The 26,987-nt window shown below is 72.1% G+C and carries 21 protein-coding genes; 10 read left to right on the plus strand and 11 right to left on the minus strand.

Annotated elements, in window-relative coordinates; genetic code table 11:
* Positions 1–32: 32 nt before the first annotated feature.
* Positions 33–2,351, plus strand: coding sequence for a 3'-5' exonuclease (locus ABFC67_RS03000; protein ID WP_346736560.1), 2,319 nt, complete (start codon positions 33–35; stop codon positions 2,349–2,351).
* Positions 2,352–2,495: 144 nt separating this feature from the next.
* On the opposite strand, the gene ABFC67_RS03005 is transcribed toward ABFC67_RS03000, so the two are convergent.
* Together ABFC67_RS03005 and ABFC67_RS03010 are read right to left on the minus strand one after the other, a co-directional pair.
* Complete coding sequence (locus ABFC67_RS03005; protein ID WP_346736561.1) at positions 2,496–3,101, minus strand: DUF1579 domain-containing protein; 606 nt, start codon at positions 3,099–3,101, stop codon at positions 2,496–2,498.
* Between the two features lie 65 nt (positions 3,102–3,166).
* Entirely contained in the window at positions 3,167–4,123 is a 957-nt protein-coding gene (locus ABFC67_RS03010; protein ID WP_346736562.1) for a patatin-like phospholipase family protein, read from the minus strand.
* Between the two features lie 263 nt (positions 4,124–4,386).
* Between ABFC67_RS03010 and ABFC67_RS03015 the strand changes: the two genes are divergently transcribed.
* Both ABFC67_RS03015 and ABFC67_RS03020 read left to right on the plus strand, forming a co-directional pair.
* Positions 4,387–6,546 (plus strand): TonB-dependent siderophore receptor, encoded by a 2,160-nt coding sequence (locus ABFC67_RS03015; RefSeq protein WP_346736563.1) that lies wholly within the window; start codon positions 4,387–4,389, stop codon positions 6,544–6,546.
* Positions 6,547–6,559: 13 nt separating this feature from the next.
* Positions 6,560–7,186, plus strand: coding sequence for a PepSY-associated TM helix domain-containing protein (locus ABFC67_RS03020; protein WP_346736564.1), 627 nt, complete (start codon positions 6,560–6,562; stop codon positions 7,184–7,186).
* A 62-nt stretch (positions 7,187–7,248) separates the two neighbouring features.
* Here the strand turns inward: ABFC67_RS03020 and ABFC67_RS03025 are convergent, their stop codons facing one another.
* Positions 7,249–8,235: a YafY family protein gene (locus ABFC67_RS03025; protein ID WP_346736565.1), complete on the minus strand. Its 987-nt coding sequence runs from the start codon at positions 8,233–8,235 to the stop codon at positions 7,249–7,251.
* Positions 8,236–8,464: 229 nt separating this feature from the next.
* Between ABFC67_RS03025 and ABFC67_RS03030 the strand changes: the two genes are divergently transcribed.
* On the plus strand, positions 8,465–9,313 hold the full coding sequence (locus ABFC67_RS03030; protein WP_346736566.1) for a DUF481 domain-containing protein: 849 nt from the start codon (positions 8,465–8,467) through the stop codon (positions 9,311–9,313).
* 175 nt (positions 9,314–9,488) lie between these two features.
* Here the strand turns inward: ABFC67_RS03030 and hemC are convergent, their stop codons facing one another.
* The 4 genes from hemC to ABFC67_RS03050 are packed head-to-tail and all read right to left on the minus strand — an operon-like array spanning position 9,489 to position 12,909.
* The gene (gene hemC / locus ABFC67_RS03035) at positions 9,489–10,439 is read right to left on the minus strand and encodes a hydroxymethylbilane synthase (RefSeq protein WP_346736567.1); all 951 of its coding nucleotides are present in this window, start codon (positions 10,437–10,439) and stop codon (positions 9,489–9,491) included.
* A gap of 20 nt (positions 10,440–10,459) precedes the next feature.
* Positions 10,460–11,167: a LytTR family DNA-binding domain-containing protein gene (locus ABFC67_RS03040; RefSeq protein WP_346736568.1), complete on the minus strand. Its 708-nt coding sequence runs from the start codon at positions 11,165–11,167 to the stop codon at positions 10,460–10,462.
* Entirely contained in the window at positions 11,145–12,191 is a 1,047-nt protein-coding gene (locus tag ABFC67_RS03045; RefSeq protein WP_346736569.1) for a histidine kinase, read from the minus strand. Before ABFC67_RS03045 ends, ABFC67_RS03040 begins: the two co-directional genes overlap by 23 nt.
* A gap of 55 nt (positions 12,192–12,246) precedes the next feature.
* Positions 12,247–12,909, minus strand: a complete 663-nt coding sequence (locus ABFC67_RS03050) for a carboxylesterase (RefSeq protein WP_346736570.1) — start codon at positions 12,907–12,909, stop codon at positions 12,247–12,249.
* Positions 12,910–13,128: 219 nt separating this feature from the next.
* Here ABFC67_RS03050 and ABFC67_RS03055 point away from each other — a divergent pair, with 219 nt between their 5' ends.
* From ABFC67_RS03055 to ABFC67_RS03080, 6 genes are all read left to right on the plus strand, one after another.
* The gene (locus tag ABFC67_RS03055) at positions 13,129–15,561 is read left to right on the plus strand and encodes a prolyl oligopeptidase family serine peptidase (RefSeq protein ID WP_346736571.1); all 2,433 of its coding nucleotides are present in this window, start codon (positions 13,129–13,131) and stop codon (positions 15,559–15,561) included.
* 138 nt (positions 15,562–15,699) lie between these two features.
* Complete coding sequence (locus ABFC67_RS03060) at positions 15,700–16,146, plus strand: hypothetical protein (protein ID WP_346736572.1); 447 nt, start codon at positions 15,700–15,702, stop codon at positions 16,144–16,146.
* A 115-nt stretch (positions 16,147–16,261) separates the two neighbouring features.
* A complete protein-coding gene (locus ABFC67_RS03065) occupies positions 16,262–16,705 on the plus strand; it encodes a MarR family transcriptional regulator (RefSeq protein WP_346736573.1) in 444 nt (147 codons plus the stop codon).
* 31 nt (positions 16,706–16,736) lie between these two features.
* Positions 16,737–18,206 carry an efflux transporter outer membrane subunit gene (locus tag ABFC67_RS03070; protein ID WP_346736574.1) on the plus strand — a complete coding sequence of 490 codons (1,470 nt, stop codon included), beginning with the start codon at positions 16,737–16,739 and terminating at the stop codon, positions 18,204–18,206.
* 10 nt (positions 18,207–18,216) lie between these two features.
* The gene (locus tag ABFC67_RS03075; RefSeq protein WP_346736575.1) at positions 18,217–19,422 is read left to right on the plus strand and encodes an efflux RND transporter periplasmic adaptor subunit; all 1,206 of its coding nucleotides are present in this window, start codon (positions 18,217–18,219) and stop codon (positions 19,420–19,422) included.
* A 97-nt stretch (positions 19,423–19,519) separates the two neighbouring features.
* Positions 19,520–21,052, plus strand: a complete 1,533-nt coding sequence (locus ABFC67_RS03080; RefSeq protein ID WP_346736576.1) for a DHA2 family efflux MFS transporter permease subunit — start codon at positions 19,520–19,522, stop codon at positions 21,050–21,052.
* A 258-nt stretch (positions 21,053–21,310) separates the two neighbouring features.
* On the opposite strand, the gene ABFC67_RS03085 is transcribed toward ABFC67_RS03080, so the two are convergent.
* The 4 genes from ABFC67_RS03085 to ABFC67_RS03100 form a co-directional block, all read right to left on the minus strand.
* The gene (locus ABFC67_RS03085) at positions 21,311–21,877 is read right to left on the minus strand and encodes a hypothetical protein (RefSeq protein ID WP_346736577.1); all 567 of its coding nucleotides are present in this window, start codon (positions 21,875–21,877) and stop codon (positions 21,311–21,313) included.
* Between the two features lie 477 nt (positions 21,878–22,354).
* Complete coding sequence (locus ABFC67_RS03090) at positions 22,355–22,837, minus strand: lipid A 3-O-deacylase (protein ID WP_346736578.1); 483 nt, start codon at positions 22,835–22,837, stop codon at positions 22,355–22,357.
* 113 nt (positions 22,838–22,950) lie between these two features.
* The gene (locus tag ABFC67_RS03095; protein WP_346736579.1) at positions 22,951–26,058 is read right to left on the minus strand and encodes a hypothetical protein; all 3,108 of its coding nucleotides are present in this window, start codon (positions 26,056–26,058) and stop codon (positions 22,951–22,953) included.
* A gap of 178 nt (positions 26,059–26,236) precedes the next feature.
* Positions 26,237–26,950: a DUF3047 domain-containing protein gene (locus ABFC67_RS03100; protein WP_346736580.1), complete on the minus strand. Its 714-nt coding sequence runs from the start codon at positions 26,948–26,950 to the stop codon at positions 26,237–26,239.
* Positions 26,951–26,987 lie beyond the last annotated feature (37 nt).

The raw sequence follows: 26,987 nt of genomic DNA on the forward strand, positions 1-26,987 counted from the left end.
GGCGACGCGCGATGCGCCGGTACAATCGGCGGATGGACGTGTCCCACCTGCTCGACCATCTCAACGACGCCCAGCGCGAGGCGGTCAGCGCGCCGCCCGGCCACTATCTCGTGCTGGCCGGCGCCGGTTCCGGCAAGACGCGCGTGCTGACCCACCGCATCGCCTGGCTGACCGAGGTCGAGCGCGTGCCGCCGTGGGCGATCCTCGCGGTCACCTTCACCAACAAGGCCGCCGGCGAGATGCGCGCGCGCCTGGACGGCCTGCTGCCGCAGGGTTCGCGCGGGCTGACCGTCGGCACCTTCCACGGCATCGCCCATCGCCTGCTGCGCCGGCACTGGCGCGAGGCGAAGCTGCCGGAGACGTTCCAGATCCTCGACGCCGACGACCAGCAGCGCCTGGTCAAGCGCGTGGTCGCCGGCCTCGGCATCGACGAGGCGCGCTTTCCGCCGCGCCAGGCCGCCTGGCAGATCAACAGCTGGAAGGACGAGGGCCGACGCCCGGACAGCATCGAGCACCACCAGCATCCGGTCGCGAAAACGCTGCTCGACATCTACCGCGCCTACGAGGACGCCTGCCGCCGCGCCGGGCTGGTCGATTTCGCCGAGCTGCTGCTGCGCTCGCACGAGCTGTGGCTGACCGAGCCGGCGCTGCTGGCGCACTACCGCGAGCGCTGGCGGCACCTGCTGGTCGACGAGTTCCAGGACACCAACACGCTGCAGTACGCCTGGATTCGCGTGCTCGCCGGCAGCACCGGCCAGGTGTTCGTGGTCGGCGACGACGACCAGGCGATCTACGGCTGGCGCGGCGCCAAGGTGGAGAACGTGCAGCAGTTCCTGCGCGACTTCCCCGGCGCGAAGACCATCCGCCTGGAGCAGAATTACCGCTCGACGTCCACCATCCTCAAGGCCGCCAACGCGGTGATCGCGCGCAACAGCACGCGCCTCGGCAAGCAGTTGTGGACCGCCGGCGAGCCGGGCGCGCCGATCGCGCTGTACGCCGCCTACAACGAGCAGGACGAGGCGCGCTTCGTGGTCGAGCGCGTGCGCGAATGGATCGCCGGCGGCGGCAAGGCCAGCGACCTCGCCATCCTGTACCGCTCCAACGCGCAGTCGCGCAACTTCGAAGAGCAGCTGATCCAGCACGACGTGCCCTACCGCGTCTACGGCGGCCTGCGCTTCTTCGACCGCGCCGAGGTCAAGGACGCGCTGGCGTACCTGCGCCTCGCCGCCAACCGCCACGACGACGCCGCGTTCGAGCGCGCGGTCAACACGCCGCCGCGCGGCATCGGCGAGCGCACGCTGGACGCGCTGCGCCGGCGCGCGCGCGCGGAGCAGACCTCGCTGTGGGAGGCCGCGCTGGCCGAGCTGTCCGGCGGCGGCCTCGCGGCGCGTGCGAAGAACGCGCTGAAGGGGTTTCTGGCGCTGATCGACGGGATGGCGCGGGACTTCGCGGGACTCGGGATCCGGGACTCGGGACCCGGAAAGGCAGAGAGCGCGGCGATCCCCGAATCTTCCGCGGAAGCGGGCGCCGCCGTCGCGCCCGATGAAACACGGAGCCCCGCGTCGCCATTCCCGGGCCCCGGCCCCCGGATCCCGAGCCCCGCGCTCCCCCTCTCCGAACAGCTCGAACATGCGATCGCCGTCAGCGGCCTGCGCGATTACTACGAGAAGGATTCGCGCGGCAACGCCGAGTCGCGCGTCGACAACCTGGACGAGCTGGTCAACGTCGCCAGCCGCTTCGAACTGACGCCCGACGACGTCGAAGCGGGACTGTCCGAACTCGCCGCCTTCCTCGCCCACGCCGCGCTGGAAGCCGGCGAAGGCCAGGGCGAGGCCGGCGACGACTGCGTGCAGCTGATGACGCTGCACTCGGCCAAGGGCCTGGAGTTCCCGGTGGTGTTCCTGGCCGGGCTGGAGGAAGGCCTGTTCCCCAGCCAGCGTTCCGTCGAGGAGGAAGGCCGCCTCGAGGAAGAGCGCCGCCTCGCCTATGTCGGCATCACCCGCGCACGCCAGCGCCTGCTGATCAGCTATGCGGAATCGCGCCGCCTGCACGGCGTGGAGATGCTGGCGCGGCCGTCGCGCTTCCTCGCCGAGATTCCGCCCGAGCTGCTGGACGAGGTGCGCCCGCGCCCCAAGGTCAGCCGCCCCGCCTACGCCGGCCGCTTCGCCGAGAGCGCGCCGCTGGAGGCGATGCCGCTGCACCTCGGCCAGCGCGTGCGCCACGCCAGCTTCGGCGAGGGCGTGGTGGTCGCCGCCGAAGGCTCCGGCGCGCACACGCGCGTGCAGGTCAACTTCGAGGACGCCGGCGCGAAGTGGCTGGTGCTGGCCTACGCCAACCTCACCGCGCTGTGACGCCGGCGGGACGCGCTGCGCTCACCCTGGCCCGAACGAGCGCGGGGGTGGCTTCGCTCGCGATGCCGAACGCCACCCGCGGCTGCAGCCGCTCCCGCGACATGCCGGATCGGGGGCGGAGCCGCCCGCGGCCCCGGCATGCGCTCACTGCCTGGCGTACTCGATCTGCATCGTCTTCGCTTCCTTGCCCTTGCGCGTCTCGTACCACTCGAACACGTAGTGGGCGGGATCGACGATGCGGATCACCTCGCGCACCGGCACCTTGGCGCCCGGCTTCATCGGGTCGTCCATCTGGCCATGGAAGGCATAAGCGTTCCTGGCCGCGTCATAGCTGCCCCAGGCCAGCCAGATGCCGGTCGACATGTTGTCCATCCAGGTGTTGAAGTAGCGGCCGCGCAGGTTGTCAAAGCCGAGCACGCCTTCGCCGCGGTAGGACTGGCCCATGAACGTGCCTTCGTGGCGCGTCTGGATGTAGCGGCCGTCGAACACCGCTTCGCTGCTGGACTTGCCTTCGCTGGTCTGCGGCGGCGCCTTCGGGTCCATCCAGGTCGTCATGCGGGCCTGCCAGTTGCCGACGAAGTAGGCGAGGCGCTTGTGCTCGGCGCGCACCTCGCCCATGCGCTGGTAGGCGTCCGCCATCGCCTGCTGCTCGGCGTTGATCGGCGGCGGGGTCTTGGTTTTGTCGTCGGCGAGGGCGGTGGCGCTCAGCGCCAGGGCGATGCAGCCGGCAACACGCAGGGTCGTGTTCATGGCTCCTCCCAATGGCCCGACAGGGGCGCGCCATCGTAGCGCCGCGGCGGCGGCCGATTGATTGCCTAGACAGGCATCGGCGGTGCGCCGGCAGCGTCGCGCGCCCGCAGCGGTTCCCACGCCGCGAGCGCGCGCTGCGCACGCTCGCGGCCCAGCGCGATCATCGGCTCGGCGCGGTAGAACTCGTACGCCGCGCAGGCGTTGCGCGGGATCTCGATCAGCAGGTCCGGGCGGTGCGCGGCGAGCTTCAGTTGCGCCAGGTTGTCCTGCACCAGGTCGAGCGCGCGGCCCATGATTTCCAGCCAGCCGGTTTCGCGCTCCGTGCCGGCATGGCCGCCGACGGTGCGCTCGACGAAGTCGGCGATCTTCTGCCGCAGCCCGTTGTGGCCGGGGCCGGCGCTGGCCTCGCGCTGCGGCGCCAACGCCTCCTCGGGACCGTTGACGCTGACCGCGATGATGTAGTCGCTGGGCTCGCGCAGCAGCGGCGTCAGCGGCACCGGGTTCATCAGCCCGCCGTCGACCAGGCGGCGGCCGTCGAGCTGGTGCGGGCGGAAGATCGTCGGGATCGCGATCGAGGCGCGGATCGCATCGAACAGCGGGCCGCGCGTCAGCCACACCTCGCGCTGGCGGTCGATGTCGGTGGCGACCGCGGTGAAGGTGACCGGCAGCGCCTCGATGTCGATTTCGCCGATCAGCTCGCGCAGCACGGCGATGATGCGCTCGCCCTTGATCAGGCCGCCGCCGGACAGGGTCCAGTCGACCAGGCGCAGCACGTCCATCTTCTGCAGCGCGCTGACCCAGTCGCGGTAGACGCCCAGGCGACCAGCGGCATAGGTGCCGCCGACCAGCGCGCCCATCGAACTGCCGGCGATCGCGACGATGTCGAAGCCGGCCGCCTCCAGCGCCTCGATCACGCCGATGTGCGCCAGCCCCTTGGCGCCGCCGGAGCCGAGCGCGAGCGCGACGCGGGGCCGGCGCGGCGAAGCGTCCGCCGTCGTAGCGGAAACCGCGGGATCGTTCATGTCCGGCATCTTCGCTGGCCGTCCCCGAATCGCACCTGAGCTGCGCCCCGTCGCAGCGCCACCGGCGGGTTCACGCCTGACCAAGGCGGACCTCGAAGCCGGGGCGCAACCGGCTACAGAAAGTATGGCCGCCTTCCGCGGGCAGGCCTAGCTGCGGCGTCCTCGGGCGCTATTGCGAATCAATTGCAATTGAGAATACGTCGCATTACGATGCGCGCCCTAACACGCCACATGCGGCGTCGTCCCACGCCAACGAGGTCATCATGCGTTCCCCATTGCAGACGCGCGCCATCCGCCTGCCCCTATTCCCGCTTGCGCTTGCGTTCGCGCTCGGGCTGGCGCCGTGCGCACCTGCCCACGCCGCCGAGCCTGCCGGTCATGCCGCGGAAGAAGATGCCAACGGATCCAATGAGGCGACCGAGCTGGAAAGCGTCGTCGTGACCGGCCAGCGCTACCTGCCCGATTACAGCGCGCGCCACACGCGCAGCGCAACGAAGACCGACACCCCGCTCCTGGACGTGCCGCAAGCGGTCACTGTGGTCACCGACAAGCTGATCGCCGACCAGGCGATGACCAGCATGGCCGAAGCCTTCCGCTACATGCCCGGCATCGGCGTGGCGCAGGGTGAAGGCAACCGCGACACGGCGGTGCTGCGCGGCATCAGTTCCACCGGCGATTTCTTCGTCGACGGCATTCGCGACGACGTGCAGTACTACCGAGACGTCTACAATCTCGAGCGCGTGGAGGCGCTCAAAGGCCCGAACGCGATGATCTTCGGCCGCGGCGGCAGCGGCGGCGTGATCAACCGCGTGACGCGCCAAGCCGACGGCATGGACCACCGCAGCGGCAGCCTGCAGCTCGGCTCCGACCAGCGGCGACGCGGCACCCTGGACTACGGTGCCGGCATCGGCGATGACGCGGGTTTCCGCATCAATGCCGTCTACGAGAACTCCAACAGCTTCCGCGACAAGTTCGAGCTGGAACGCTACGGCGCCAACCCCACCTTCGGCATCGATTTCGGCGCGGACACCCACCTGCACCTGTCGTACGAACACTTCCACGACGGGCGCACCGCCGACCGCGGCGTCCCTTCCTTCCAGGGCAGGCCGGTGGACACGGACCCGTCCACGTTTTTCGGCAATCCGGATCTCAGCCGGACCAAGGCCACGGTGGACGCATTCGACGCCACCCTCGAACACACCTTCAGCGACGATCTGAGCTTGCGCAACCATCTGCGCTGGGCGGACTACGACAAGATGTACCAGAACGTGTTCCCGGGCGCGGTGGACAGCACCGGCACCATGGTCACGCTGTCTGCCTACAACAATGCCACCGCGCGCAGGAACCTGTTCAACCAGACCGACCTGGTATGGAAGGCGGCCACCGGCGGCATCCAGCACACCGTACTGGCGGGCGCCGAGCTGGGCCTCCAGGTCACCGACAACTTCCGCATGACCGGCTACTTCGCGCCGGGTACCAACGTGGTGCCGCTGTCCAGTCCGACGGTCGACGTCCCGGTCGAGTTCCGCCAGAGCGCCACCGATGCCGACAACCACGGCGTCGCGAGGGTCGCGGCGCTCTACCTGCAGGACCAGATCGAACTGTCGCCGCACTGGCTGGCCATCCTCGGCGTGCGCCGCGACGACTTCCGTGTCGACCTGCACAACAACCGCAACAGCCAGGACTTCCGCAGCGACGACGACCCGTGGTCGCCGCGCGCCGGCCTGATCTACAAGCCGGTCGACGACATCTCGCTGTACGCCAGCTACAGCAAGGCCTTCCAGCCGCGCGCCGGGGACCAGTTGGCTTCGCTCAACGCCAGCAACGCGTCGCTCGAACCGGAAAGCTTCCTCAACCGCGAGATCGGCGCCAAGTGGGACATCCGCCCGGACCTGCAGGCCAGCGCGGCCATGTATCGCCTGGACCGCGGCAACGTGGCCATCGTCGATCCGGACGACGCCACCCGCATGATCTTGGTCGACGGCCAGGTCGCGAAGGGCGCGGAACTCGGCATCGCCGGCCACATCACGCCGGCCTGGCAGGTAATGGGCGGCTATGCGTACCAGACCGGCGAAATCACCGCCACGCAGTCGGCCACCGCGGTCAAGGGCAACCGCTTGGCGCAGTTGCCGCGCCATACGGTTTCGCTGTGGAACCGCTACGACTTCAGCCAGAAGTTCGGTGCCGGCCTCGGCATCGTCCACCGCGGCGCGATCTTCGCCAACGTCGACAACCAAGTGACGCTGCCCGCCTTCACCCGCGTCGACGCGGCGCTCTACTGGACGCTCGACCCCTCGATGCAGGTGCAGCTCAACATCGAGAACCTGGGCAACAAACGCTACTTCGCCAGCGCCAACAGCAACAACAACATCAGCCCCGGCGCGCCGCGCAGCGCATGGCTGAGCGTCAACTTCCACTACTGAGCCACCACCCGCGATGCACACGGCCGCCGCCGCTCCCAGGCGCACAAGCACCGGCTACCGCTGGATGCGCCGATTGCACATGTGGGTCGGCGCCTGGGGCGCGCTGGCTGCGCTGCTCTACGGCTTCACCGGACTGGTGATGAACCACCGCCTGGGCGACAGACCGTGGCCGCAAGGCAAGAGCGTGGAAGCCGCACGCGTCGTCCTCGCGGTCCCGACACAGGCGCGCACGTCGGCGGAGGCGCTGTCGCTCTGGCTGCGCCAAAGCCAGCAGCTCGATGCGCGAAGCATCCGCAAGGGACCGCCGCGTGGCCGCGATGCGGGGCCGGAACAATGGAACCTGTCCGGCGGCAATGTACGGGCGTCGTGGTCGCTGCAGTACACGTCGGGGGCGGCGGAAGTGGTGGTCAGGCATGACCGACAGAGCTGGCTTGCGGCGTTCAACCGCCTGCACAAGGCCGTCGGCGGCGGCGCCGCCTGGGTGCTGCTGGCCGACAGCTTCGCACTGGGAATGGTGCTGCTCGGCCTGTCCGGCCTGTGGATGTGGGCGCGCGGGCGCAGCGCGCGGCAGATTGCCGTCAGTGCACTCGGCGCCGCGGTCGCGGCACTGGCGCTGGTGCTGGGACCGGCGCTGCACTGAAAACGGCGGCTGCCGGCCGCGTCCCGGCGACGCCGCCCTAGCGCGGACGGCGACTACACGCCTCACCGCGGCGGCTGCGCGTAGCCGTCCAGCGCCAGCTTCAGCAGGATCTTCATTTCCTCGCGCAGCGGCAGCGGCGCGATCACCTCGGCGTCGGGGCCGTACTTCATCACGTCCATCAGCAGCTCGCGCGAATTGGAGTACGGCACGCGCAGCTCGTAGTGGCCGTCGGCCAGCCACTGGCCCTGCTGCTGCGAATGCCAGTGCTCGTCGGCGACCCAGCGCGCGGCGCGCGGCGAGAAGCGCAGCGTGGCCCAGGCCTTCGGCTTGCCGGCGAAGATGCCGTAGCTGGAGGCGAGGATCTCGTCGAGCTCGGCGGCGCCGCGGTCCTCCGCGCGCTCGTCCAGCGCGCGCGCGTCGGCGATGCGGTCGACGGCGAAGCTGCGCAGCGCCTCGCGCCGGTGGTCCCAGGCGTCGAGGTACCAGTTGTCGCGGTAGTGGGTGAGGCGCTGCGGCGACACCGTGCGCTGCGTCTCGGCGTCGGTGGTGCGCGCGCGGTAGCGGAACGTGAGGCGCCGGCGCTCCAGCACCGCGCCGGCGACGGCGCGGAACACCTGCTGGTCGAGCGCCCGCGCGCCGGAGGCGATCACGCGGATGCGCTCGACCGGCAGCGCCTTGCCGCTGGCGTGGTCGCTCAGCAGGCGCTCGATGCGCGCCTTGAACGGCGCCAGCGCGCCGGCCAGCACGCCGGGATCGCTGCGCCCGATCAGCTCCTGCAGCGCCATCAGCGCGGCCAGCTCCTCGCTGGTCAGCCACAGGCCGGGCAGCTCGAAGCGCTCGGCCTCGCCGGCGGCGTAGCGGAACGCACTGGCCTCGCCTTCCTCGGCGCTCTCCACCGGCGCGCCGAGGCCGTCGCGCAGGAACGCGATGTCGCGGTAGACGGTGGCGCGCGAGCAGGCCAGCTCGTCCTTCAGCCGCGGCAGCGACACCGGGTAACGCGAGGACTTCAGGATGCGGTGCAGGGTGAGGATGCGCTCGTAACGGTCCATGGCGTTCGTCGGCGCGGTCGGCGGGCCGCGGCTGCATGATGGGCGTCTAGTGTGTCACAGCCGCGCGCGCGCCCCGTAGCCGCGCACCGCACCGCCGGCCTGCGCGCTGCCGCTCGCGCCGCTCCGCGCGGCGGCATTCGACGCGCCGCCGCGCACGCGCATTCACCCGCGATTCAACGCGTCCGCCTAGCATCCCGTGCTTTACCTACTGCCCGAAGCCATGCGCCACATGAAACGCACCACCATCGCCTTCTCCCTCCTGCTCGCGCTGCCGCTGGCCGCCGCCGCGCAGGACGCCGCCCCCGCCTCCGCCGATGCCTCCGCGACCGCCGCCGACAGCGGCGGCTGGGCCGGCAGCGGCGAATTCGGCTACGCCGCCTCGCAGGGCAACTCGCACTCGGAAAACCTCAACGCCAAGCTCGGCCTGAGCAAGGACGACGAGGTGTGGCGGAACAACTTCTTCCTCACCGCGCTGCGCGCCAAGGGCGAGACCACGGTGACCACGCTGCAGAACGGCCAGGCCGTCAGCGAGGACCGCTACAGCACCACCGCCAACCGCTACGACGCCGGCGCCTCGCTCGGCTACAAGTACGATCCGCGCGCCTACGTCGTCGGCGCGCTGCGCTACGAACACGACGACTTCGCGGCGAACCGCTGGCAGGCGGCGGCTTCGCTCGGCTTCGGCTACATCGCGCTGAAGAACGGGCGCACCGAGCTGTCGTTCGAAATCGCGCCCGGCTACAAGCGCTACCAGCCGGCCGACTACTACGTGACCGACACTGGCGTCACCCCGCCGCAGACCCTGCTGGTGCGGCCCGCCGCGCAGGGCGAGCCGATCGTGCGCGGCCTGGCCAACTGGAAATACCGGCTGACCGCGAGCACCCGCTTCGAGGACACCGTGCTGGTGGAAGCCGGCACCGACAACCGCTACGCGCAGAACGATGCCGGACTGGCGGTCAGCATGACCGAGACGCTCGCGCTCAAGCTCGGCTACCAGGTGCGCTACAACAGCGACACCTCGCCCGGCACCAAGAGCACCGACCAGTTGTGGACGACCAATCTCGTTTACAGCTTTTGAGGACGGGAGACGGGCGAAGCGGCGTGCGCGGAGCGCACGCTTCCCGTGGGGGGCTTGACCCGCCATCGGGCATCGCGACGGCGGCCCAGGGCGGATCCGCGGCGCAGCCGCGTATCCGCCGCAACGGCGCCGGATGCAAAGGCGACCCGGCGGAAGCCGCTGCGTGGATTCCGCCCTACGGCGATTCGACGCGACGCGTATCGCCGGCCGGCGCGTCGAGGAATCCGGCGGCACCCTGTGCGAACAGCGCGGTCGCCACTGCGCGGCCGAGTTCCGCCGGCGCGCCGGCGTCGCCTTCGGCATGCGCGCGCAGCAGCGTGCCGCGCGCGGGGTCGCCGACCAGCCCGTACAGCGCGAGGCCGCGCTCGCCGAGCACGGCCCAGGCCGCCACCGGTACCGTGCAGCTTCCGCCCAGCGCCTCGTTCATCGCGCGCTCGGCGGCGGTGGTGCGGCGGGTATCGGCATCCTCGAGCGGCGCCAGCAGCTCCAGCACGCGCGTGTCGCCGGCGCGGACCTCGGCGGCGATCGCGCCCTGCCCCGGCGCCGGCAGCCAGCGCGGCGCGTCCAGCCGCGCGCGGATGCGCGCGGCCAGGCCGAGCCGCTCGAGCCCGGCGCAGGCCAGCACGATCGCGTCGTAGCCGCCGTCGTCGAGCTTGGCCAGGCGCGTATTGACGTTGCCGCGCAGGTCCAGCAGCTCCAGGTCGGGGCGCAGCGCGCGCAGTTGGGCCTGGCGGCGCAGCGAGGAGGTGCCGACGCGCGCGCCCTCGGGCAGGTCGGCCAGCGTCGCGTAGGCATTGCTGACGAACGCGTCGGCCGGATCGGCGCGCGGCAGCACCGCGCCCAGCGCGAAGCCGGGGTCGAGTTCGGCCGGCACGTCCTTCAGCGAGTGCACGGCGAGGTCGGCGCTGCCCTGCAGCAGCGCGACCTCCAGCTCCTTCAGGAACAGCCCCTTGCCGCCGATCGTCGCCAGCGGTCGGTCGAGGATCTGGTCGCCGCGCGTGGTCAGCGGCACCAGCTCGACGGCGAGGCCGGGATGCGCCGCGCGCAGCCGCGCGGCGGCGTGCTCGGCCTGCCACAGCGCGAGCGCGCTCTTGCGGGTGGCGATGCGCAGGATGTCGTTCTTCATCCGCGGATTGTCCGATGAAATCAGCTCTCGCGCAGCAGCCGGCGCAGCGCCGGCAGGTTGCGGCGGCTGACCTCGGGCGTGACCTCGGCGCCGGCGAGGCGCGCGACGATGCGGCCGTCGGCCAGCGCCTTCAGGCCGAGCAGGCGCTCGACCGGCACCAGGCAGTTGCGGTGCAGCCGCGCCAGGCGCTCGGGATGCGCCTGCTCCAGCGTCCGCAGCGAATCCTCCAGCAGCAGCACGCCGCCGACGTGGTGCACGGCGACATATTTCTCGTCGGCGAGCAGGTAGACCACTTCGTCCAATGGCACGCGCTTCAGCTCGCCGCCCATGCGCGCGACGAGATACGCGCGCGCGTTCGCGCCGGCGTCGCCACGCAGCGCGCCGGCGCGCTTCAGCGCCTCGCGCAGGCGCTCGACGCGCACCGGCTTCAGCAGGTAGTCGGCGGCGCGCAGCTCGTAGGCCTCCAGCGCGTGCGCCTCGTAGGCGGTGCAGAACACCACCTGCGGCGGCGCCGGCAGCGCGGCCAGGCGGCGCGCGATGCCGAGGCCGTCGAGGCCGGGCAGCTCGATGTCGAGCAGCAGCACGTCCGGCTTCAGTTCGGCGCACGCGGCCAAGGCGGCCTCGCCGTCGCCAACCGCGCCGACCAGCTCGGCGCCGGCGCACTCGCCGAGCAGCGCGGCCAGGCGCGCGCGCGCCAGCGGTTCGTCATCGGCGATCAGGATGCGCATCGGGCAGACGGAGGGTGACCGTGAAACCGTCGTCGTCGCGCGCCACCTCGAGCGCGGCGCGCGCGCCGAAATGGTAGCCGATGCGGCGGCGCACGCTGTCCAGGCCGTGGCCGTTGCGCGCGGTGGCGGCGCGGGCCGCGTCCGCCGGCAGCGGATTGGCCACCTCGATCACCACCGCGTCCGCCTCGCGCCACCCGGCGATGCGCACGCAGCCGCCGGCGGGCCGCGGCTGGATGCCGTGCAGCACCGCGTTCTCGACCAGCGGCTGCAGCAGCAGCGGCGGCAGCGGCAGCGCGCGCGGCAGGGCGTCGAGGTCGCGCTCGACGCGCAGCCGCTCGCCGAGGCGCAGTTGCTCGATGGCGAGATAGCGGTCGATCAGGTCGAGCTCCTCGCCGAGCGTGCCGACGCGGCCGTCGGCGCCGAGCGCGGCACGGAACAGTTCGGCCAGGTCCTCCAGCGTGCGCTCGGCCGCGGCCGGGTCGACGCGCACCAGCGCGGCGACGGTGTTCATGCTGTTGAACAGGAAGTGCGGGCGGATGCGCGCCTGCAGCGCCTCGACCTGCGCGCGCGCCACCGCGGCGAGGCGCGAGCGCCACTGCGCGAGCACGTAGAAGTAGCGCAGCAGCGCCGCGCCCAGCAGCGCCGCCAGCAGCGCGTTGCCGAGCACGAAGCGCGCGCCGCCGTCGGGCGTGAGCGCGGTGTCCAGCGCGTGGTCGAGCCACCACACGATGCCGCTGGCCGCGGCGACGATGGCGACGATCGCCGCCCACGCGGCGAAGTAGGCCTGCGTCGGCAACAGGCGGCGCAGCCACGGCGTCAACTTGCACAGCGCCACCGTGACCAGCAGCGCCAGCCACACCACCAGCAGGCTGGCGGTCGACAGCGCGCGGAACGAGGTCGGCGAATCCGGCGCCAGCGCCATCACCAGCACCACCAGCTCGGCCACGCCCACCGCCGCGGCCAGCGCCGGCAGGCCGCAGAACTGCGGCAGGCGCGTCTCCTCGGCGTGCAGCGGATCGGTCATCTCGTGCGCCTCGCGCGGCGGCGGCGGCCGCCCCGTCGCAGCATACCGGACCGGCTCAGAAGCCGAGGTGCGCGGCCAGCCAGATCCGCAGGTCGGCGATCTCCTGCGCGCAGACCTGGTGCGCCATCGGGTAGTCGTGCCACTCCACCGCGTGCCCCAGTTGCTGCAGGTACTCGCGCGAGCGCGTGCCCAGCGCCAGCGGCACGATCGGATCGAGGCTGCCGTGGCCCCAGAAGATCGGCACCGCGGCGTTGGCGGTGCTGGACTCCACCGCGGTGCCCTCGGCCAGCGGCAGGTAGGTGGACAGCGCGACGATGCCGGACAGCCGCCCGGCATGGCGCAGGCCGGCGGCCAGCGCGATCGCGCCGCCCTGCGAGAAGCCGGCCAGCATCAACTGCTGCGGGGCGATGCCGCGCGCGTACTCGCGCGCCAGCAGCGCCTCGACCTCGTCGACCGACGCGCGGATGCCGGCCTCGTCCTGGCGGCCGGCGAGATCGAGCGTGCGCAGGTCGTACCAGGCGCGCATCGGCGCGCCGCCGTTGAGCGTGACCGGGCGCACCGGCGCGTGCGGGAACACGAAGCGCAGCGGCGGCCAGCCGGGCGCGACCAGCTCCGGCACGATCGGCTCGAAATCGTGGCCGTCGGCGCCGAGGCCGTGCAGCCACAGCACGGCATGGCGCGGCGCGGGGCCGGTCTCGATCTCGACGCAGGGCAGCATGGCGGCATCCGCGGCAAACGAATGCGCCATGGTGCCGCAAGCGCGCGCGCGCGGGAAGCGCGGCGTGCAGGCCGGTGCAGCGGCCGCGGCCGCGAACCGCAAGCACGGCGATCGCGGCGGAAGCCGCCACGAAGGGCCACGGCACGCACCGCGACTTCCGGCCCGTGGCCGCGCGCGGACGCTCGGCTATCCTCCGCGCTTTCGTCCGGGAGGAACTCCATGCGCCGCTCCGTACTCGCCACCGCCGTGGCCCTGCTCGCCTGCGCGGCCGCGCCGCTGCGCGCGGCGCCCGCGCCGATCACGCTGGAACAGATCATGGCCGACCCGGACTGGATCGGGCCGCCGGTCGAGCAGCCGTACTGGAGCGCCGACGGCCGCAGCATCTACTACCAGCTCAAGCGCAGCGGCAGCCCGCTGCGCGATCTCTACCGCGTCGATCCGGCCGGCGGCCCCACCGCGAAACTCGACGACGCCGCGCTGGCCGACGCCGACGGCGGCCCCGCGGTATACGACCGCGCGCGCACGCGCGCCGCGTTCGTGCGCCACGGCGACGTGTTCATCCGCGAGCTCGCCAGCGGCCGCCTGCTGCAGGTGACGCGCACGCCGCAACGCGAGGCCGCGCCGCAGTTCTCCGCCGACGGCAGCGCGCTGCAGTTCCGCGTCGACAACGACTGGTTCGTCTACACGCTCGGCAGCGGCGTGACCGCGCCGGCGGCGCTGCTGAAGACCGCCAAGGATCCGGATGCCGAACGGCCCGGCGATCTCGAGCGCATGCAGCTGCGCCTGTTCAAGACGCTGCGCGAGGCCAAGGCCGACCGCGACGCGCAGCGCGCGCGCGAGCAGGCGCTGGACCAGGCCGACCCGACCCGCGTCGCGCGGCCGTTCTACCTCGGCGACGACGTGCAGGTGCTGGACACCGAGCTGTCGCCGAACGGCCGCTGGATGCTGGTGGTCACCGCGGCGAAGAACGCCGCCGAAGGCCGCAAGCCGGAGCTGATGCGCTATGTCACCGACGACGGCTATGCCGCGACCGAGAAGGCGCGCACCTACGTCGACCGCGACGCGCCGGCGCCGCAGAGCCTGCGCCTGCTCGATCTCGCCGCGCACGCGAGCTATCCGCTGCCGGCCGACGGCCTGCCCGGCATCAAGGACGATCCGCTGAAGGCGCTGCGCGCCAAGGCGATCGCGGCGCTGGCGAAGGACGGCCACGCCGACGAGGCGAAGGCGCTGGAAGCGCCGAAAGTGCGCGCGGTGCGCATCGTCGCCGAGGCCGAGGACGGCGGCGGCGGCGGCATCGTGTGGAGCGAGGACGGCGACCAGCTCGCGATCCAATTGCGCGCGATCGACAACAAGGACCGCTGGATCGCCACGGTCGACTTCGGCAAGCACGCGCTGGTGCCGCAGCACCGCCTGCACGACGACGCCTGGATCAACTGGAACTTCAACGATTTCGGCTTCCTCAAGGACGGCCGCACGCTGTGGTACCTGTCGGAGGAAACCGGCTGGTCGCAGCTCTACGTCAAGCCGCCGGATGCGCGCAGGGCGCGTGCGCTGACCGCGGGCAAATTCGAGGTCTCGCACCCGGTGCTGTCGCCGGACGGCAAGTGGTTCTACCTGCGCACGAATCGCGAGGCGCCGTACCGCTACGACGTCTACCGCATTCCCGCGACGGGCGGCGAGCTGGCCCGCGTCACCGCCTTCGGCGGCATGGACGATTTCCTGCTCTCGCCCGACGGCAGCCGCCTCGCCGTGCTGCATTCCTCGGCCTACGTGCCGCCGCAGCTCGCGGTGGCGAACGCCGACGGCAGCGGCGCGCGCACGCTGACCGACACGCGCACGCCCGAATACAAGGCGCTGCACTGGGTCGAACCCGAGTACGTGCAGGTGCTCTCCACCCACGGCGCCGGCGCGATCCACGCCAAGTTCTACGAACCGGCCGATTACGACGCCACGAAGCCGCATCCCGCGGTGCTGTTCGTGCACGGCGCCGGCTACACGCAGAACGTGCATTCGAGCTGGCCGTACTATTTCCGCGAGCAGATGTTCCACAACCTGCTGCTGGCCGAAGGCTACGTCGTGCTCGACATGGACTACCGCGCCAGCGAGGGCTACGGCCGCGCCTGGCGCACGGCGATCTACCGACAGATGGGCCATCCGGAGCTGGAGGACCTGCTGGACGGCAAGGCCTGGCTGGTGAAGGAGCACGCCGTCGATCCGCAGCGCGTCGGCATCTACGGCGGCAGCTACGGCGGCTTCATGACGCTGATCGCGCTGCTGCGCGCGCCGGGCGAGTTCGCCGCCGGCGCCGCGCTGCGGCCGGTCACCGACTGGACCACGTACAACCACGAGTACACGTCCAACATCCTCGACGACCCGCGCCTCGATCCCGAGGCCTACCGCATCAGCTCGCCGATCGAATACGCCGAGAACCTGCGCGACCCGCTGCTGGTCTGCCACGGCCTGATCGACAACAACGTGCTGGCCAGCGATTCGATCCGCCTGTACCAGCGCTTCATCGAGCTGCACAAGGACAACTTCTGGCTGTCGCTGTACCCGCTCGACCGCCACGGCTTCGTCCACGCCGATTCCTGGTACGACGAATACCGGCGCATCCACGAGCTGTTCACGCGCTACCTCAGGCCCGGCGGCTGAGCGGGTGCCGGTGCCGCGTGCGGCACCGGCGCGCCCCTGCGGGTCCGGCGTGCGCTTTCCTCTCCCGCCGGTCGTTGCTTGACAGCCCCAACAAACTGGTTTAGCCAAGGCGCGCTGTCCATCCCTGAGGAAGCACCCATGACCACGCAACACGCCATGCCCCGTTCGGCCGAACACGATCTGGTCGTCCTGGTTTCCCAAGTCCGCAGCGAGATGCTCGGCCGCGTCGAGCGCGAGCTCGCCGAGGTCGGTGTCGAGAGCTACATCGTGTACGTCGGCCTCAAGCGCCTCGAGACGCAGGGTCCGATGACGGTCGCCGAGCTTGCCGCCGCGCTGCGCCAGGACCGCGACGTGCTCAAGCGCACCTGCGGCCGGCTCGAGCGCCAGGGCCACCTGCGCCGGCTCGACGGCACGCGCACGTCCCGCTACGCGCTGACCGACAGCGGCCGCGCCCTGCTCGACCGCGCCCAGGCGCGTGGCGACCATGCCCTGAAGCGCTGCGTGGAAGGGGCCAGCGACGACGAGATCGTCCAGTTGAACGGCGCGCTGGGCCGTTTCCTGGGTCACCTGCGCAGCGCCGCCTGAGCGCGGGCGCGGCGCCCTCCGAGAGCCCCGGTTCGCCGGGGCTCTTTTTTGGTGAATTAGTTGCCTTGACAACTATAATCCAGTCCATAGAATGCGCGGCATGGATTCCTCCCCCATGCCCACACCGCTCTCCGACAGCAACCTCGGCGCGCTGCTCTGCCGGGTGCGCAATGAGCTGATCGGCAACCTGGAGCGCGAACTGGCGGCGCACGGCTTCGAAATGAACTTCAGCCAGTACCTGGCGCTGAAGAAGCTGGCCGCGCACGGCCCGATGGCCGCCGGCGAGCTGGCGCGCATGATCAACCTCGATGCCGGCGCCACCACGCGCCTGCTCGATCGGCTCGAAGCCAAGGGCTACCTGCGCCGGCAGCCGCACGAGCAGGACCGCCGCGCGCTGCGCATCGCCCTGACCGAAGCCGGCCAGGCGCTGTGGACCGACATCCATGCCTGCGGCGAGCGCGCGCTCGCCCGGGCCACGCGCAACCTCGCTGCGACGGAACGCGACCGACTGCAAGCGATGCTGGACGGCATCCTCACCGCCCTGCGCGACGGCCATTGAGGCCACGGCAACTACTGTTCGGGCAACCATCATGCGTTCGCTTACCTCTGCCTTGACGCTCGGCCTGGCCGTGACGCTCGCCGGCTGCGCCAGCACGCGCGGCCTGCAGCCGTCCGGCACCGCGCTCGATCCGGCGCAACTGCACGCCGAACGCAGTCTGGCCGGCGCGCCGCTGCGCGCCGACTGGCCCGCGACCGACTGGTGGCGCGCGCTCGGCGACGCGCAGCTCGACGCGCTGATCGACGAGGCGCTGGCCGGCAACCCCGGCCTCGCCGCCGCCGACGCGCGCGTGCGCCTGGCGCAGGCCGACGCCGGCGCCGCCGATGCCGCGCGCAAGCCGGAGGTGACCGCGAACGCCGGCTCCTCCGGCATCCGCATCCCGCAGACGGTGCTCGAACCGCCGATGGGCGGGCACTACAGTGCGCTGAACACGCTGTCGCTGAAGTTCGCCTACGGCTTCGACCTGTGGGGCGGCAAGCGCGCGGCGTGGGAAGCGGCGCTGGGCGAAGCGCGCGCCGCCGAGGTGGACGCGCGGGCCGCGCGACTGACCCTGTCCGCCGACATCGCCCGCACCTATCTCGCGCTGGCCAACGGCTACGAACGGCTGGACCTCGCCCGCGACGAGCGCACGCGTGCCGAGCACACGCTCGAGCTGACCCGCCAGCGCGTGCAGGCCGGCATCGACAACCAGTTGCAGCTGAAACAGGCCGAGGCCGCCGTGCCCGCCGCCGAGCAGCGCCAGGCCGCGGCGCAGCAGGACATCGACACGGCGCGCGCCGCGCTGGCCGCGCTGCTCGGCCGCGGCCCCGACCGCGGACTCGCGATCGAACGCCCCCGGCCGCTCGCGCCCGCCGCACTGGCGCTGCCGTCCAGCGTGCCGGCGGAACTGCTCGGCCGCCGTCCCGACGTGGTCGCCGCGCGCTGGCGCGTGCAAGCCGCGGGCAAGCGCATCAAGACCGCCAAGGCCGCGTTCTATCCGAATCTCAACCTCGCCGCCGCGGTCGGTTTCGCCGCGCTCGGCACCGACGGCCTGCTGACCGCGCCGAGCCGCTACTACCAGTTCGCGCCGGCGCTGTCGCTGCCGCTGTTCGACGGCGGCCGCCTGCGCGCCAACCTCGCCGGCAGCGACGCGCAGTACGACCTGGCGGTTGCGCAGTACAACCAGATCCTGGTGAACGCGCTGCGCGACGTCGCCGACGGCGTCGCCGCGTTGCGCGCGCTGGACGTCCAGGTCGACGCGCAGCGACAGACGCTGGACAGCGAGCGCGGCGCCTTCGACCTCGCCATGCAGCGCTATCGCGCCGGCGTCGGCAGCTACCTCGAAGTGCTGACCGTGCAGCAGCCGCTGATCGGCGCCGAGCAGCAGATGGCGACGCTGCGCAGCGCGCGCCTCGACGCTTCCGTGCAGTTGATCGAAGCGCTCGGCGGCGGCTTCCGCGCCGCCGCCGACGCCCCCGACCCGATCGCCGCGCGCACCGCCGCGCCGGCGCCGACTCCCTGAGACGCACCCCATGACCACCGAAAACTACGCCAAGAACGATGCCGCTCCCGCCGCCGCGCCCGGCAACGGCCGCCGCCGCTTCCTGCTGCGCCTGCTGCTGGCCGTCGTCGTGCTCGCCGCGGTCGGCAGCGGCCTGTGGTACCTCATCGTCGGGCGCTGGAACGAAACCACCGACGACGCCTACGTGCAGGGCAACGTGGTGCAGATCACGCCGCAGATCGCCGGCACCGTGGTCAGCATCGGCGCCGACGACGGCGACCGGGTGACCAAGGGCCAGGTGCTGGTCAGGCTCGATCCCAGCGACGTGAACGTGGCGCTGGAGCAGGCCAGGGCCAACCTGGCGCGCACCGTGCGCCAGGTGCGCGGCCTGTACAGCAACGTCAGCGGCGGCGAGGCCGACGTCGCCGCCAGGCAGGTCGCGCTGGACAAGGCGCGCGCCGACTACGCGCGCCGCGAGGGCCTGGCCCGGAGCGGCGCGATCTCCGCCGAGGAGCTGGCGCACGCGCGCGACGCGCTGGCCGCGGCGCAGAGCGCGCTGGCCGCCTCGCAGCAGCAGTTGGGCGCCAGCAGGGCGCTGGTCGACGACACCGTGATCGCCTCGCATCCCGAGGTGCAGGCCGCCGCCGCCGCGCTGCGCCGCGCCTACCTCGACTCCGTGCGCACCACCCTGATCGCGCCGGTCAGCGGCTATGTCGCCAAGCGCACCGTGCAGGTCGGCCAGCGCGTGCAGCCGGGCGCCGCGCTGATGGCGGTGATTCCGCTGCAGCAGGTCTGGGTCGACGCCAACTTCAAGGAAACCCAGCTCGAGCACATGCGCATCGGCCAGCCGGTGACGCTGCGCTCCGACCTGTACGGCGACGGCGTCGCTTTCCACGGCAAGGTCGAGAGCCTCGGCGTCGGCACCGGCAGCGCGTTCGCGCTGCTGCCGGCGCAGAACGCCACCGGCAACTGGATCAAGATCGTGCAGCGCGTGCCGGTGCGCATCGCGCTCGATCCGCGCGAACTGCAGAAGCATCCGCTGCGCATCGGCCTGTCGATGGACGTCGACGTCGGCCTGCACGACCGGTCCGGCCCGATGCTGGCGCAGCGCCCGCCGCAGCAGCCGGCGTTCAGCACCGACGTCTACGACCGCCACGACGGCGAGGCCGACGCGCTGATCCGCGCCATCGTCCACGCCAACGCGGATACCGGCCGCCGCGTGGCCCGGCGCGACTGAGCGGCGCGGCGCCGCCGCATGCCGGCCGCCCGCGGCGACGCCGCGCGGCCCGGCTCCCCGCATCCATCCCGCAATCCGACCAGGCCCCGACGCGACGATGAGCGCCCCCGAATTCCGTCCGCCCAACCTGGCGCTGACCACGATCGGCCTGTCGCTGGCGACGTTCATGCAGGTGCTGGACCTGACCATCGCCAACGTCTCGCTGCCGACCATCGCCGGCAACCTCGGTGTCAGCGCGCAGCAGAGCACCTGGGTGATCACCTCCTTCGCCGTCGCCAACGGCATCGCGCTGCCGCTGACCGGCTGGCTGACCCGCCGCTTCGGCGAGGTGCGCCTGTTCGTGCTGGCCACGCTGCTGTTCTCGCTGGCCTCGTTCCTGTGCGGCATCGCGCAGAGCATGGGCATGCTGGTCGGCTTCCGCGCGCTGCAGGGCGCGGTGGCCGGGCCGATGTACCCGATCACGCAGGCGTTGCTGATCTCGGTCTACCCCGCGCACAAGCGCGGCCACGCGCTGGCGCTGCTGGCGATGGTCACCGTGGTGGCGCCGATCGTCGGCCCGATCCTCGGCGGCTGGATCACCGACAACTACAACTGGCCGTGGATCTTCTTCATCAACGTGCCGATCGGCATCTTCGCCAGCACGGTGATCGCCGCGCAGTTGCGCGGCAAGCAGGAACAGACCGAGCGGCCGAAGATGGATTACGTCGGCCTGGCCACGCTGGTGATCGGCGTCGGCGCGCTGCAGATCGTGCTCGACAAGGGCAACGACGAGGACTGGTTCAACTCGCCGTTCATCGTGGTCGCCTCGATCGTCTCGGTGATCGCGCTGGCGCTGTTCCTGATCTGGGAGCTGACCGACAAGGATCCGATCGTCGATCTCAGGCTGTTCCGCCACCGCAACTTCGCCGCCGGCACGCTGGCGCTGGTGCTGGCCTACGCCGCGTTCTTCTCGATCGCGCTGCTGGTGCCGCTGTGGCTGCAGCGCCAGCTCGGCTACACCGCCACCTGGGCCGGCTACGCCAGCGCGCCGCTGGGCATCCTGCCGGTGATCCTGACCCCGTTCATCGGCCGCTACGCGACACGCTTCGACCTGCGCTGGCTGGCCGCCTTCGCGTTCGTGGTGATGGGCGCGACCTGCTTCATGCGCGCCGGCTTCAACCTCGACGTCGACTTCGGGCGCGTCGCGCTGGTGCAGTTGCTGCAGGGCCTGGGCGTGGCGTTCTTCTTCATGCCGGTGCTGACCATCCTGCTGTCCGACCTGGCGCCGCGCGAGATCGCTGCCGGCTCCGGCCTCGCCACCTTCCTGCGCACGCTGGCCGGCAGCTTCTCCGCCTCGATCACCACCCTGCTGTGGGAGCACCGCGCGATCGCGCACCACGCCCAGCTCGCCGAGCACATCACCGCGTTCGATCCCGGCACCCGGCAGGCGATGGCCGCGCTGGGCGGCAGCGACCCGACGCGCGCGGCGCTGCTGCTGGACCAGGCGATCACCCAGCAGGGCTACCAGATCGGCTTCAACGAGGTGTTCCACGCGCTCGGCTGGATCTTCGTCGGCCTGCTGCTGGTGGTGTGGCTGGCCAAGCCGCCGTTCGCGCCGAAGGCGGGGCCCGCGGCGAGCGGCGGGCACTGAGGACGCCCGCTCGCATCGCGACGGGCGCGCTGCGCGCATCGGCGATGCAGCGCGCTTGCTCCCTCTCCCCGGCGGGGAGAGGGTTGGGGTGAGGGGGTGCCGTCCGCAGGACGGCCGCCCTTCGTTTCGGCAAAGGCTAAAGTGCGCGCTGCGCGCGTTCCCCCCCCCCGCGGAGAGAGGGAAAAGCAAAGCAGGGAAACGGCGGTCATCGCGACGCAGCGATCGCCGCCGTCTCCGCGCCGTCGCGCGCGTGCGCGCCTACTTCACCGGCGCCATCAGGTGCTGGTACGGCGTGCCCGCCCACATCACGTACGGGGCGTGCGTGTCGGGCTCGGCGCTCTTGGGGTACTGGTCGTAGAAGCTGGCGTCGGCGCCGACCACCATCACGTGCGGCCCGGTCTTGATCCAGTGGTTGCTGGCGGTCGGCGCGGTTGCGTAGGGATCGGTGTTGCTGGCGTCGGTGCCGCCTTCCAGCATGTACATGAAGCCGATCTTGCCGGCCGGCGGCGGCTGGTGCGCGACCCAGGCGTTGACCCATTCCATCGCGTTCTTGTCCATGCACATCGGGTCCGGGCCGGGCGTCGCCGGGTTGTCGGCCATGCAGGTGAAGCCGTTGTGGCCCTCGCGCAGCGTGCGCATCTTGCCGGCGGCGTCCATCGCCACGATGGTGGCGCCCTTGGCGACGCGCGCGGGCGCGGCGCGCATGGCGCTGGCGATCTGTTCGGCGTCGGTCATGGCCTTCTTCCCGGCCGCCTGCACGCCCGCTGTCAGCACCAGCGCGAGGGCGACGATGGAATAACGGCCGATCAAGCGTGTCGTGTTCATACCTGCCTCCGTACACGGTTGTGACGAACCAGCCTGGCCTCCTGCCTGCGAGCCACGCTGCCGGCGCCGCGGGGCGCAGCCGACGGCACTGCGGCGGCGTGCGTACTCTCCCTGATTCGATAGCGCGAACGCCCCGCGCCGCGCCGATCGCGCGCAAGCGCCGGCCGCGGCGATGCCGCCATCGCCGGCGCTGCGGGGAAGCATGGATGCGGGCTGCGGAAAGCGTTCGCAGGAACGCGATGGCGCCGGACGGCGCCGCGAAGATGGCGCGGCGCGCCGCGCGCCCCGCCCGTCGCGCCGGCTCGGGCCGACGCGCCGTTGCCGACCACGGGACCGCGGCGGCGGGCGCCCATACGAGACCTCCTGCCTGACCCGGATTCCGGGCCGTGGAGTCCTGCATGAAGGTTGCCAGTATGGGCGCGTCCGGCGGAGGCGGCAACGGCCCGTGGACGGCCGCGCCGCGCCGTTGTACGCCGTTCAGAACGCCACGCCCGCCAGCAGCACGGTCTCGCCGTGGTTGGGCTTGTGGAAGTCGCCGTTGGAGATGTGCCGCGCCAGCACCTGCCAGTGGCGGCCCTGCCAGCCGAGGCTGCTGACGAACTCGTACGGCGTGCTGAGCGCGTCGGTGCGGCCGGCGGTGGCGGCAAGCTGGAAGCCGGCGTAGAGGTCGCGCCACAGGTACACGCGCGCGCCGGCGGCGCCGAGCCACACGTCGCGGTCGAGCCGATCGGTGGCGGTATCCGGCCGCGCGGCAACGCGTCCCAGCGCGAACGCCGGCGCCCACGCCAGCTTCCAGACGGGCTGCGCGTCGCCGACGCATTCGACGAAGGCGGCGTCGGTCCAGCGGTGCTGCAGCGTCAGGCTGCGGCCGACCGAAACCTCGACGTGCGCGGCGTGGGCGGCGCCCGCCACCGCGAGCAGTGCCGCCGCCGCGCGGGCGAGGACGCGCCGCGCTCGCACGGGCGCATCGGCGGGCCCGAGTCTCGAGGCCATCATGCACCTCCGCCGTGGCCGCCGAGCCGGCCGCCACGGACGGATCATAGCGCCGCCGCATCCGCGCGGCGGCGCCCGGCTCACGGCGCGATCGGCTTGCGTCCGGCCGCGTGCAGCTTGTCGTTCAGCGCGGCGAGGTCGCCGGCCTTGAGCCGCTGCCAGTCGGCCAGCGTGGCGTCGAGCTTCGCCGACAGCGCGGCATAGCCGGCCTGCGCATCGGGCGACGGCGCGGCGTCGGCGCCGCCGTCTGCCGCCGCCATCAGCTTGCCGAGCGCGTCGTCGAGGAAGCGGAAGCTGGCGGTGGTGGTCGGCGGCAACGCCCAGGCGTTGTGCGGGTTCGGCGCGTCGACCAGGCCGCTGATGGCGCGCAGCTTCGCGTCGAACGCATCCACGGCGGCAGCGAGTTCGCCGTCGGCATCCTTGCGCGCGCCGAGCGCCGCCTGGTGCGTCGTTTCCGCTTCGTGCGCGGCGGCGGCGAGCCGAGCCTGCGCCGCCTCGACCCGGCGCGCGAACGCGAACTGCCGCGCGTAGGCGTCGGCGGGCAGCTTGACGCGCGGATCGGCGAGCACGGTCAGCGGCTGGCGGTAGCGCTTGCCGTCGACGCTCAGCTCGGCGGTGTAGCGCCCCGGCGGCGCCCACACGCCGTCGGCCCAGGCGTTGCCGTGCGCCAGCGCCGACGGTGCGGCATAGCGCAGCGGCCAGACGAAGCGGTGCATGCCCGGCGTGGTCGCCAGCGTGGACGGCGTCGGCAGCCATTCGGGCGCGGCGTTGCCGGTCGCGGCGTCGCGCTTGGGCGGCGCGTCGGCGCTGGAATAGTGCCGCACCAGGCTGCCGTCGGCGGCATAGATGGACAGCTCGACCGGCTTCTTCGCCGCCTTCGCCAGCACGTAGTCGAGGCGCGCGCCGAACGGCGGATTCTCCGCGGTCGGCTCGTCCTTCGGCAGCGGCGTGCCGGTGAACTCCGACGGCCGCACGCGGATCGCGACCGACGGCGCGAACAGGCGCGTCGCCGGCCTGGCGTCGGCGGCGAGCTGGCGCAGCGGGCCGGCGTCGTCGAGGATCCAGAAGCCGCGGCCGTGCGTGGCGATGACGATGTCGTCGCCGTGCACGTCGATGTCGCGCACCGAGGTGCGCGGCAGGTTGAGCTGCAGCAGCTGCCAGTGGTCGCCGTCGTCGAACGACACGTACATGCCGAGTTCGGTGGCGGCGTACAGCAGGCCGCGCTGCCGCGGGTCCTCGCGCACGGCGTTGACGAAGTCGCCGTCGCGGATGCCGGCGACGACGAGCCGCCACGACTTGCCGCCGTCGCGCGTGCGGTAGATGTACGGCTTGCGGTCGTCGAGGCGGTGGCGGTCGACCGCGGCGTAGGCGACGTCGCGGTCGAAGTGCGAGGGCTCGAGGATGCCGACCTTCGACCACGCGGTCAGCGCTGCCGGCGTGACGTCGCGCCAGTGCGCGCCCTCGTCGTCGCTGCGCCAGACCAGGCCGTCGTCGGTGCCGACCCACAGCAGCTTCGCGTCCAGCGGCGAGGAGCCGATCGCATAGACCACGCCGCGGCGCGGGCCCTGGTGCAGGTGGTTGGCCGCGGTGACCGCGTCGAGGTTGGCCGGCACGCCGGGATCCTCGCGCGTCAGGTCGGGGCTGATCGCCGCCCAGTGCTCGCCGCCGTCGTCGGTGCGCCACAGCTTCTGGTTGCCGAAGTACAGCACGCGGTGATCGCGCGCGTTGAACGCCAGCGGCAGCGTCCAGGTGCGGCGGTACAGGTCCGGCTGCGCCAGCGTCGGATCGACCGAGCGCGTCTGCTCGGTGCGCAGGTCGAGCTTGTCCACGTCGCCGCCGTAGACGATCTCCGGATCGTCCGGATCGGGCGCGATCATGCCGCTCTCGCCGCCGGCGGTGACTTCGTGGAACTGCTCCATGCCGATGCGGTCGCGGTACGGCGCGATGCTCGGCAGGCCGACCGCACCGGAATCCTGCTGCGCGCCGTAGACGCGGTACGGGAAGCGGTCGTCGGTGACGACGTGGTACATCTGCGCGGTCGGCTGGTTGTGCCAGGACGACCAGGTCTTGCCGCCGTTCAAGGTGACGATCGCGCCCTGGTCGACGCCGAGGATCTGCCGATCCGGGTTGGCCGGATCGATCCACAGCTCGTGGAAGTCGTCACCGGTGGGATCGCCCTTCAGCGCGATGAAATGCGCGCCGCCGTCGTCGGAGCGCAGCACGATGGTGTTCATCGCGTAGACGCGGTCGGGGTTCTTCGGATCGGCGGCGATGCGGCCGAAGTACCAGCCGCGCTGCCAGATGCGGTCGTCGCCGCTCGTCTTGCGCCAGTTGGCGCCGGCGTCGTCGGAGCGGTACAGGCCGCCCTCGTCGCCGTCGACCAGCGCGTACACGCGCGTGGGCGCCGCGTCGGAGAGGGCGATGCCGATGCGGCCCACCTTCGCCGGGAAGCCGTGGCCGGCGAGCTGCGTCCAGTGCGCGCCGCCGTCGGTGGACTTGTACAGGCCGGAACCCGGGCCGCTGGCCGGCGGATAGACGTTCCACGGCGTGCGCCGCACCTGCCACAGCGCGGCGTAGAGCGTGTCCGGCCGGCCCGGTTCGAAGGCGAGGTCGATCGCGCCGGTGGCGTCGTCGGGGCCGAGCACCTTCTGCCAGGTCTTGCCGCCGTCGCGCGTGCGGAACACGCCGCGCTCGGCGTTCGGGCCGTAGGGATGGCCGAGCGCGGCGACGAAGGCGACGTCGGCATCGCGCGGATCGACCAGGATCTTGCCGATCTGCTGCGTATCCTCGAGACCGCGGTGTGCCCACGTCTTGCCGCCGTCGCTGGACACGTACACGCCGTCGCCCTGGGCGATGTCCGAGCGCATGTCGGCCTCGCCGGTGCCGACGTACAGCACCTTCGGATCGGACGGCGCCACCGCGATCGCGCCGATCGAGCCGACCGGCTGGCCGTCGAAGATCGGCTGCCAGGTGCGGCCGGCGTCGTGCGTCTCCCACACGCCGCCGTTGACCGCGCCGAAGTAGAAGTGCTGCGGCTGGCCCTGCACGCCGGCCACGGCCAGCACGCGGCCGCCGCGGAACGGGCCGAGCAGGCGCCAGTGCAGATCCTGGAACAGCGTGGGATCGACCGCGGCGGCGGCGGACCACGAAGCGGCGAGCAGCACGAGTGCGGAGAGCAGGCGACGCATGGGCAACCCCGGGGAGGAACGCCGCGCACGCGGCATCCGCCGATCATAGCGAAGCGCGCCGGCCCGGCATGGGCTGGAAGGCATGATGTGGAGGGAGTGGGGACCAAGGCGAGAAACGTGCGGCTCGAGCGACGGGCCGACGAGGTGCGCGCCCCGCCAACGCTCGTCTCCCGTCCCCCTACTCCCCGCTCCCAAAGACCAGATCGCCGAACCAGGCGCTGGCGCGGCTGCGCGTGTTGTCGGTGTCGCTGGCGACGGCGATGCCGATCACCCGCGGCGCCGGCTGGCCGAACGCGGCGCGGTAGTCGGCGGCGAGGTCGCGGCGCTCGCGGCGCCATTGGCCGGCGCGCGCGTCGCCGCTCTCCAGCACGATCTCGCGCACCGTGGCGACGAACGGATCGGCGGCGATCGTGCCCGGCGCGCGGCGGTTGTCCCAGACGTAGCACAGCGCGGCGTTCGGCAGGTCGACGCCCAGCACCCTGCGCGCCAGCCTGAGCTTCCAGCGCGTGGCGAAACCGAGCGCGCCGTCCGGCACGTCGAAGAACACGTACACGCGCGCCGCGTAGTCGTCGCCGGAGCGTCGCTGCGGCCGCGCCGCGGCGACCGCATGGTCGATCTTCCAGCGCCACGCCAGGGTGCTCGCGGCCGGCAGATCGAGCGCGTGCGCCAGCGCGCCGGCGCTGCGCTCGGCGTCGGCGCGCAGCACCGTGGTACCGGCATCGTCGACCAGCGTGAAGCGCGTGCGCGCCGGCTTGCGCGACATCCGGTAGAAGCTCCAGCCGGGCGGCCACGCGGCGCCGGGCGCGCCGGCGGAGAAGCGCAGCACGACCGCGTCCGCCGCCGCGGCGGCGCCCAGGCACAGCAGCAGGAACAGCGGCAACAGGCGTTTCATCGGATCGGGTCCACGCGGCGGGATCGTCCCCGCGCGC

Source organism: Mizugakiibacter sp. (genome assembly GCF_039680435.1).
In the GTDB taxonomy this organism is placed as follows: domain Bacteria; phylum Pseudomonadota; class Gammaproteobacteria; order Xanthomonadales; family Rhodanobacteraceae; genus Mizugakiibacter.

Bases quoted from the DNA above. Each gene is read 5' to 3' on its own strand.
- ABFC67_RS03030 (WP_346736566.1), top strand. From the start codon at position 8,465: ATGAAACGCACCACCATCGCCTTCTCCCTCCTGCTCGCGCTGCCGCTG.
- ABFC67_RS03100 (WP_346736580.1), bottom strand. From the start codon at position 26,950: ATGAAACGCCTGTTGCCGCTGTTCCTGCTGCTGTGCCTGGGCGCCGCC.
- ABFC67_RS03010 (WP_346736562.1), bottom strand. From the start codon at position 4,123: ATGAACGATCCCGCGGTTTCCGCTACGACGGCGGACGCTTCGCCGCGC.
- ABFC67_RS03080 (WP_346736576.1), top strand. From the start codon at position 19,520: ATGAGCGCCCCCGAATTCCGTCCGCCCAACCTGGCGCTGACCACGATC.
- ABFC67_RS03000 (WP_346736560.1), top strand. From the start codon at position 33: ATGGACGTGTCCCACCTGCTCGACCATCTCAACGACGCCCAGCGCGAG.
- ABFC67_RS03020 (WP_346736564.1), top strand. From the start codon at position 6,560: ATGCACACGGCCGCCGCCGCTCCCAGGCGCACAAGCACCGGCTACCGC.
- ABFC67_RS03065 (WP_346736573.1), top strand. From the start codon at position 16,262: ATGCCCACACCGCTCTCCGACAGCAACCTCGGCGCGCTGCTCTGCCGG.
- ABFC67_RS03040 (WP_346736568.1), bottom strand. From the start codon at position 11,167: ATGCGCATCCTGATCGCCGATGACGAACCGCTGGCGCGCGCGCGCCTG.
- ABFC67_RS03095 (WP_346736579.1), bottom strand. From the start codon at position 26,058: ATGCGTCGCCTGCTCTCCGCACTCGTGCTGCTCGCCGCTTCGTGGTCC.
- ABFC67_RS03050 (WP_346736570.1), bottom strand. From the start codon at position 12,909: ATGCTGCCCTGCGTCGAGATCGAGACCGGCCCCGCGCCGCGCCATGCC.
- ABFC67_RS03015 (WP_346736563.1), top strand. From the start codon at position 4,387: ATGCGTTCCCCATTGCAGACGCGCGCCATCCGCCTGCCCCTATTCCCG.
- ABFC67_RS03025 (WP_346736565.1), bottom strand. From the start codon at position 8,235: ATGGACCGTTACGAGCGCATCCTCACCCTGCACCGCATCCTGAAGTCC.
- ABFC67_RS03085 (WP_346736577.1), bottom strand. From the start codon at position 21,877: ATGAACACGACACGCTTGATCGGCCGTTATTCCATCGTCGCCCTCGCG.
- ABFC67_RS03075 (WP_346736575.1), top strand. From the start codon at position 18,217: ATGACCACCGAAAACTACGCCAAGAACGATGCCGCTCCCGCCGCCGCG.
- ABFC67_RS03060 (WP_346736572.1), top strand. From the start codon at position 15,700: ATGACCACGCAACACGCCATGCCCCGTTCGGCCGAACACGATCTGGTC.
- ABFC67_RS03005 (WP_346736561.1), bottom strand. From the start codon at position 3,101: ATGAACACGACCCTGCGTGTTGCCGGCTGCATCGCCCTGGCGCTGAGC.
- ABFC67_RS03070 (WP_346736574.1), top strand. From the start codon at position 16,737: ATGCGTTCGCTTACCTCTGCCTTGACGCTCGGCCTGGCCGTGACGCTC.
- ABFC67_RS03045 (WP_346736569.1), bottom strand. From the start codon at position 12,191: ATGACCGATCCGCTGCACGCCGAGGAGACGCGCCTGCCGCAGTTCTGC.
- ABFC67_RS03055 (WP_346736571.1), top strand. From the start codon at position 13,129: ATGCGCCGCTCCGTACTCGCCACCGCCGTGGCCCTGCTCGCCTGCGCG.
- hemC (WP_346736567.1), bottom strand. From the start codon at position 10,439: ATGAAGAACGACATCCTGCGCATCGCCACCCGCAAGAGCGCGCTCGCG.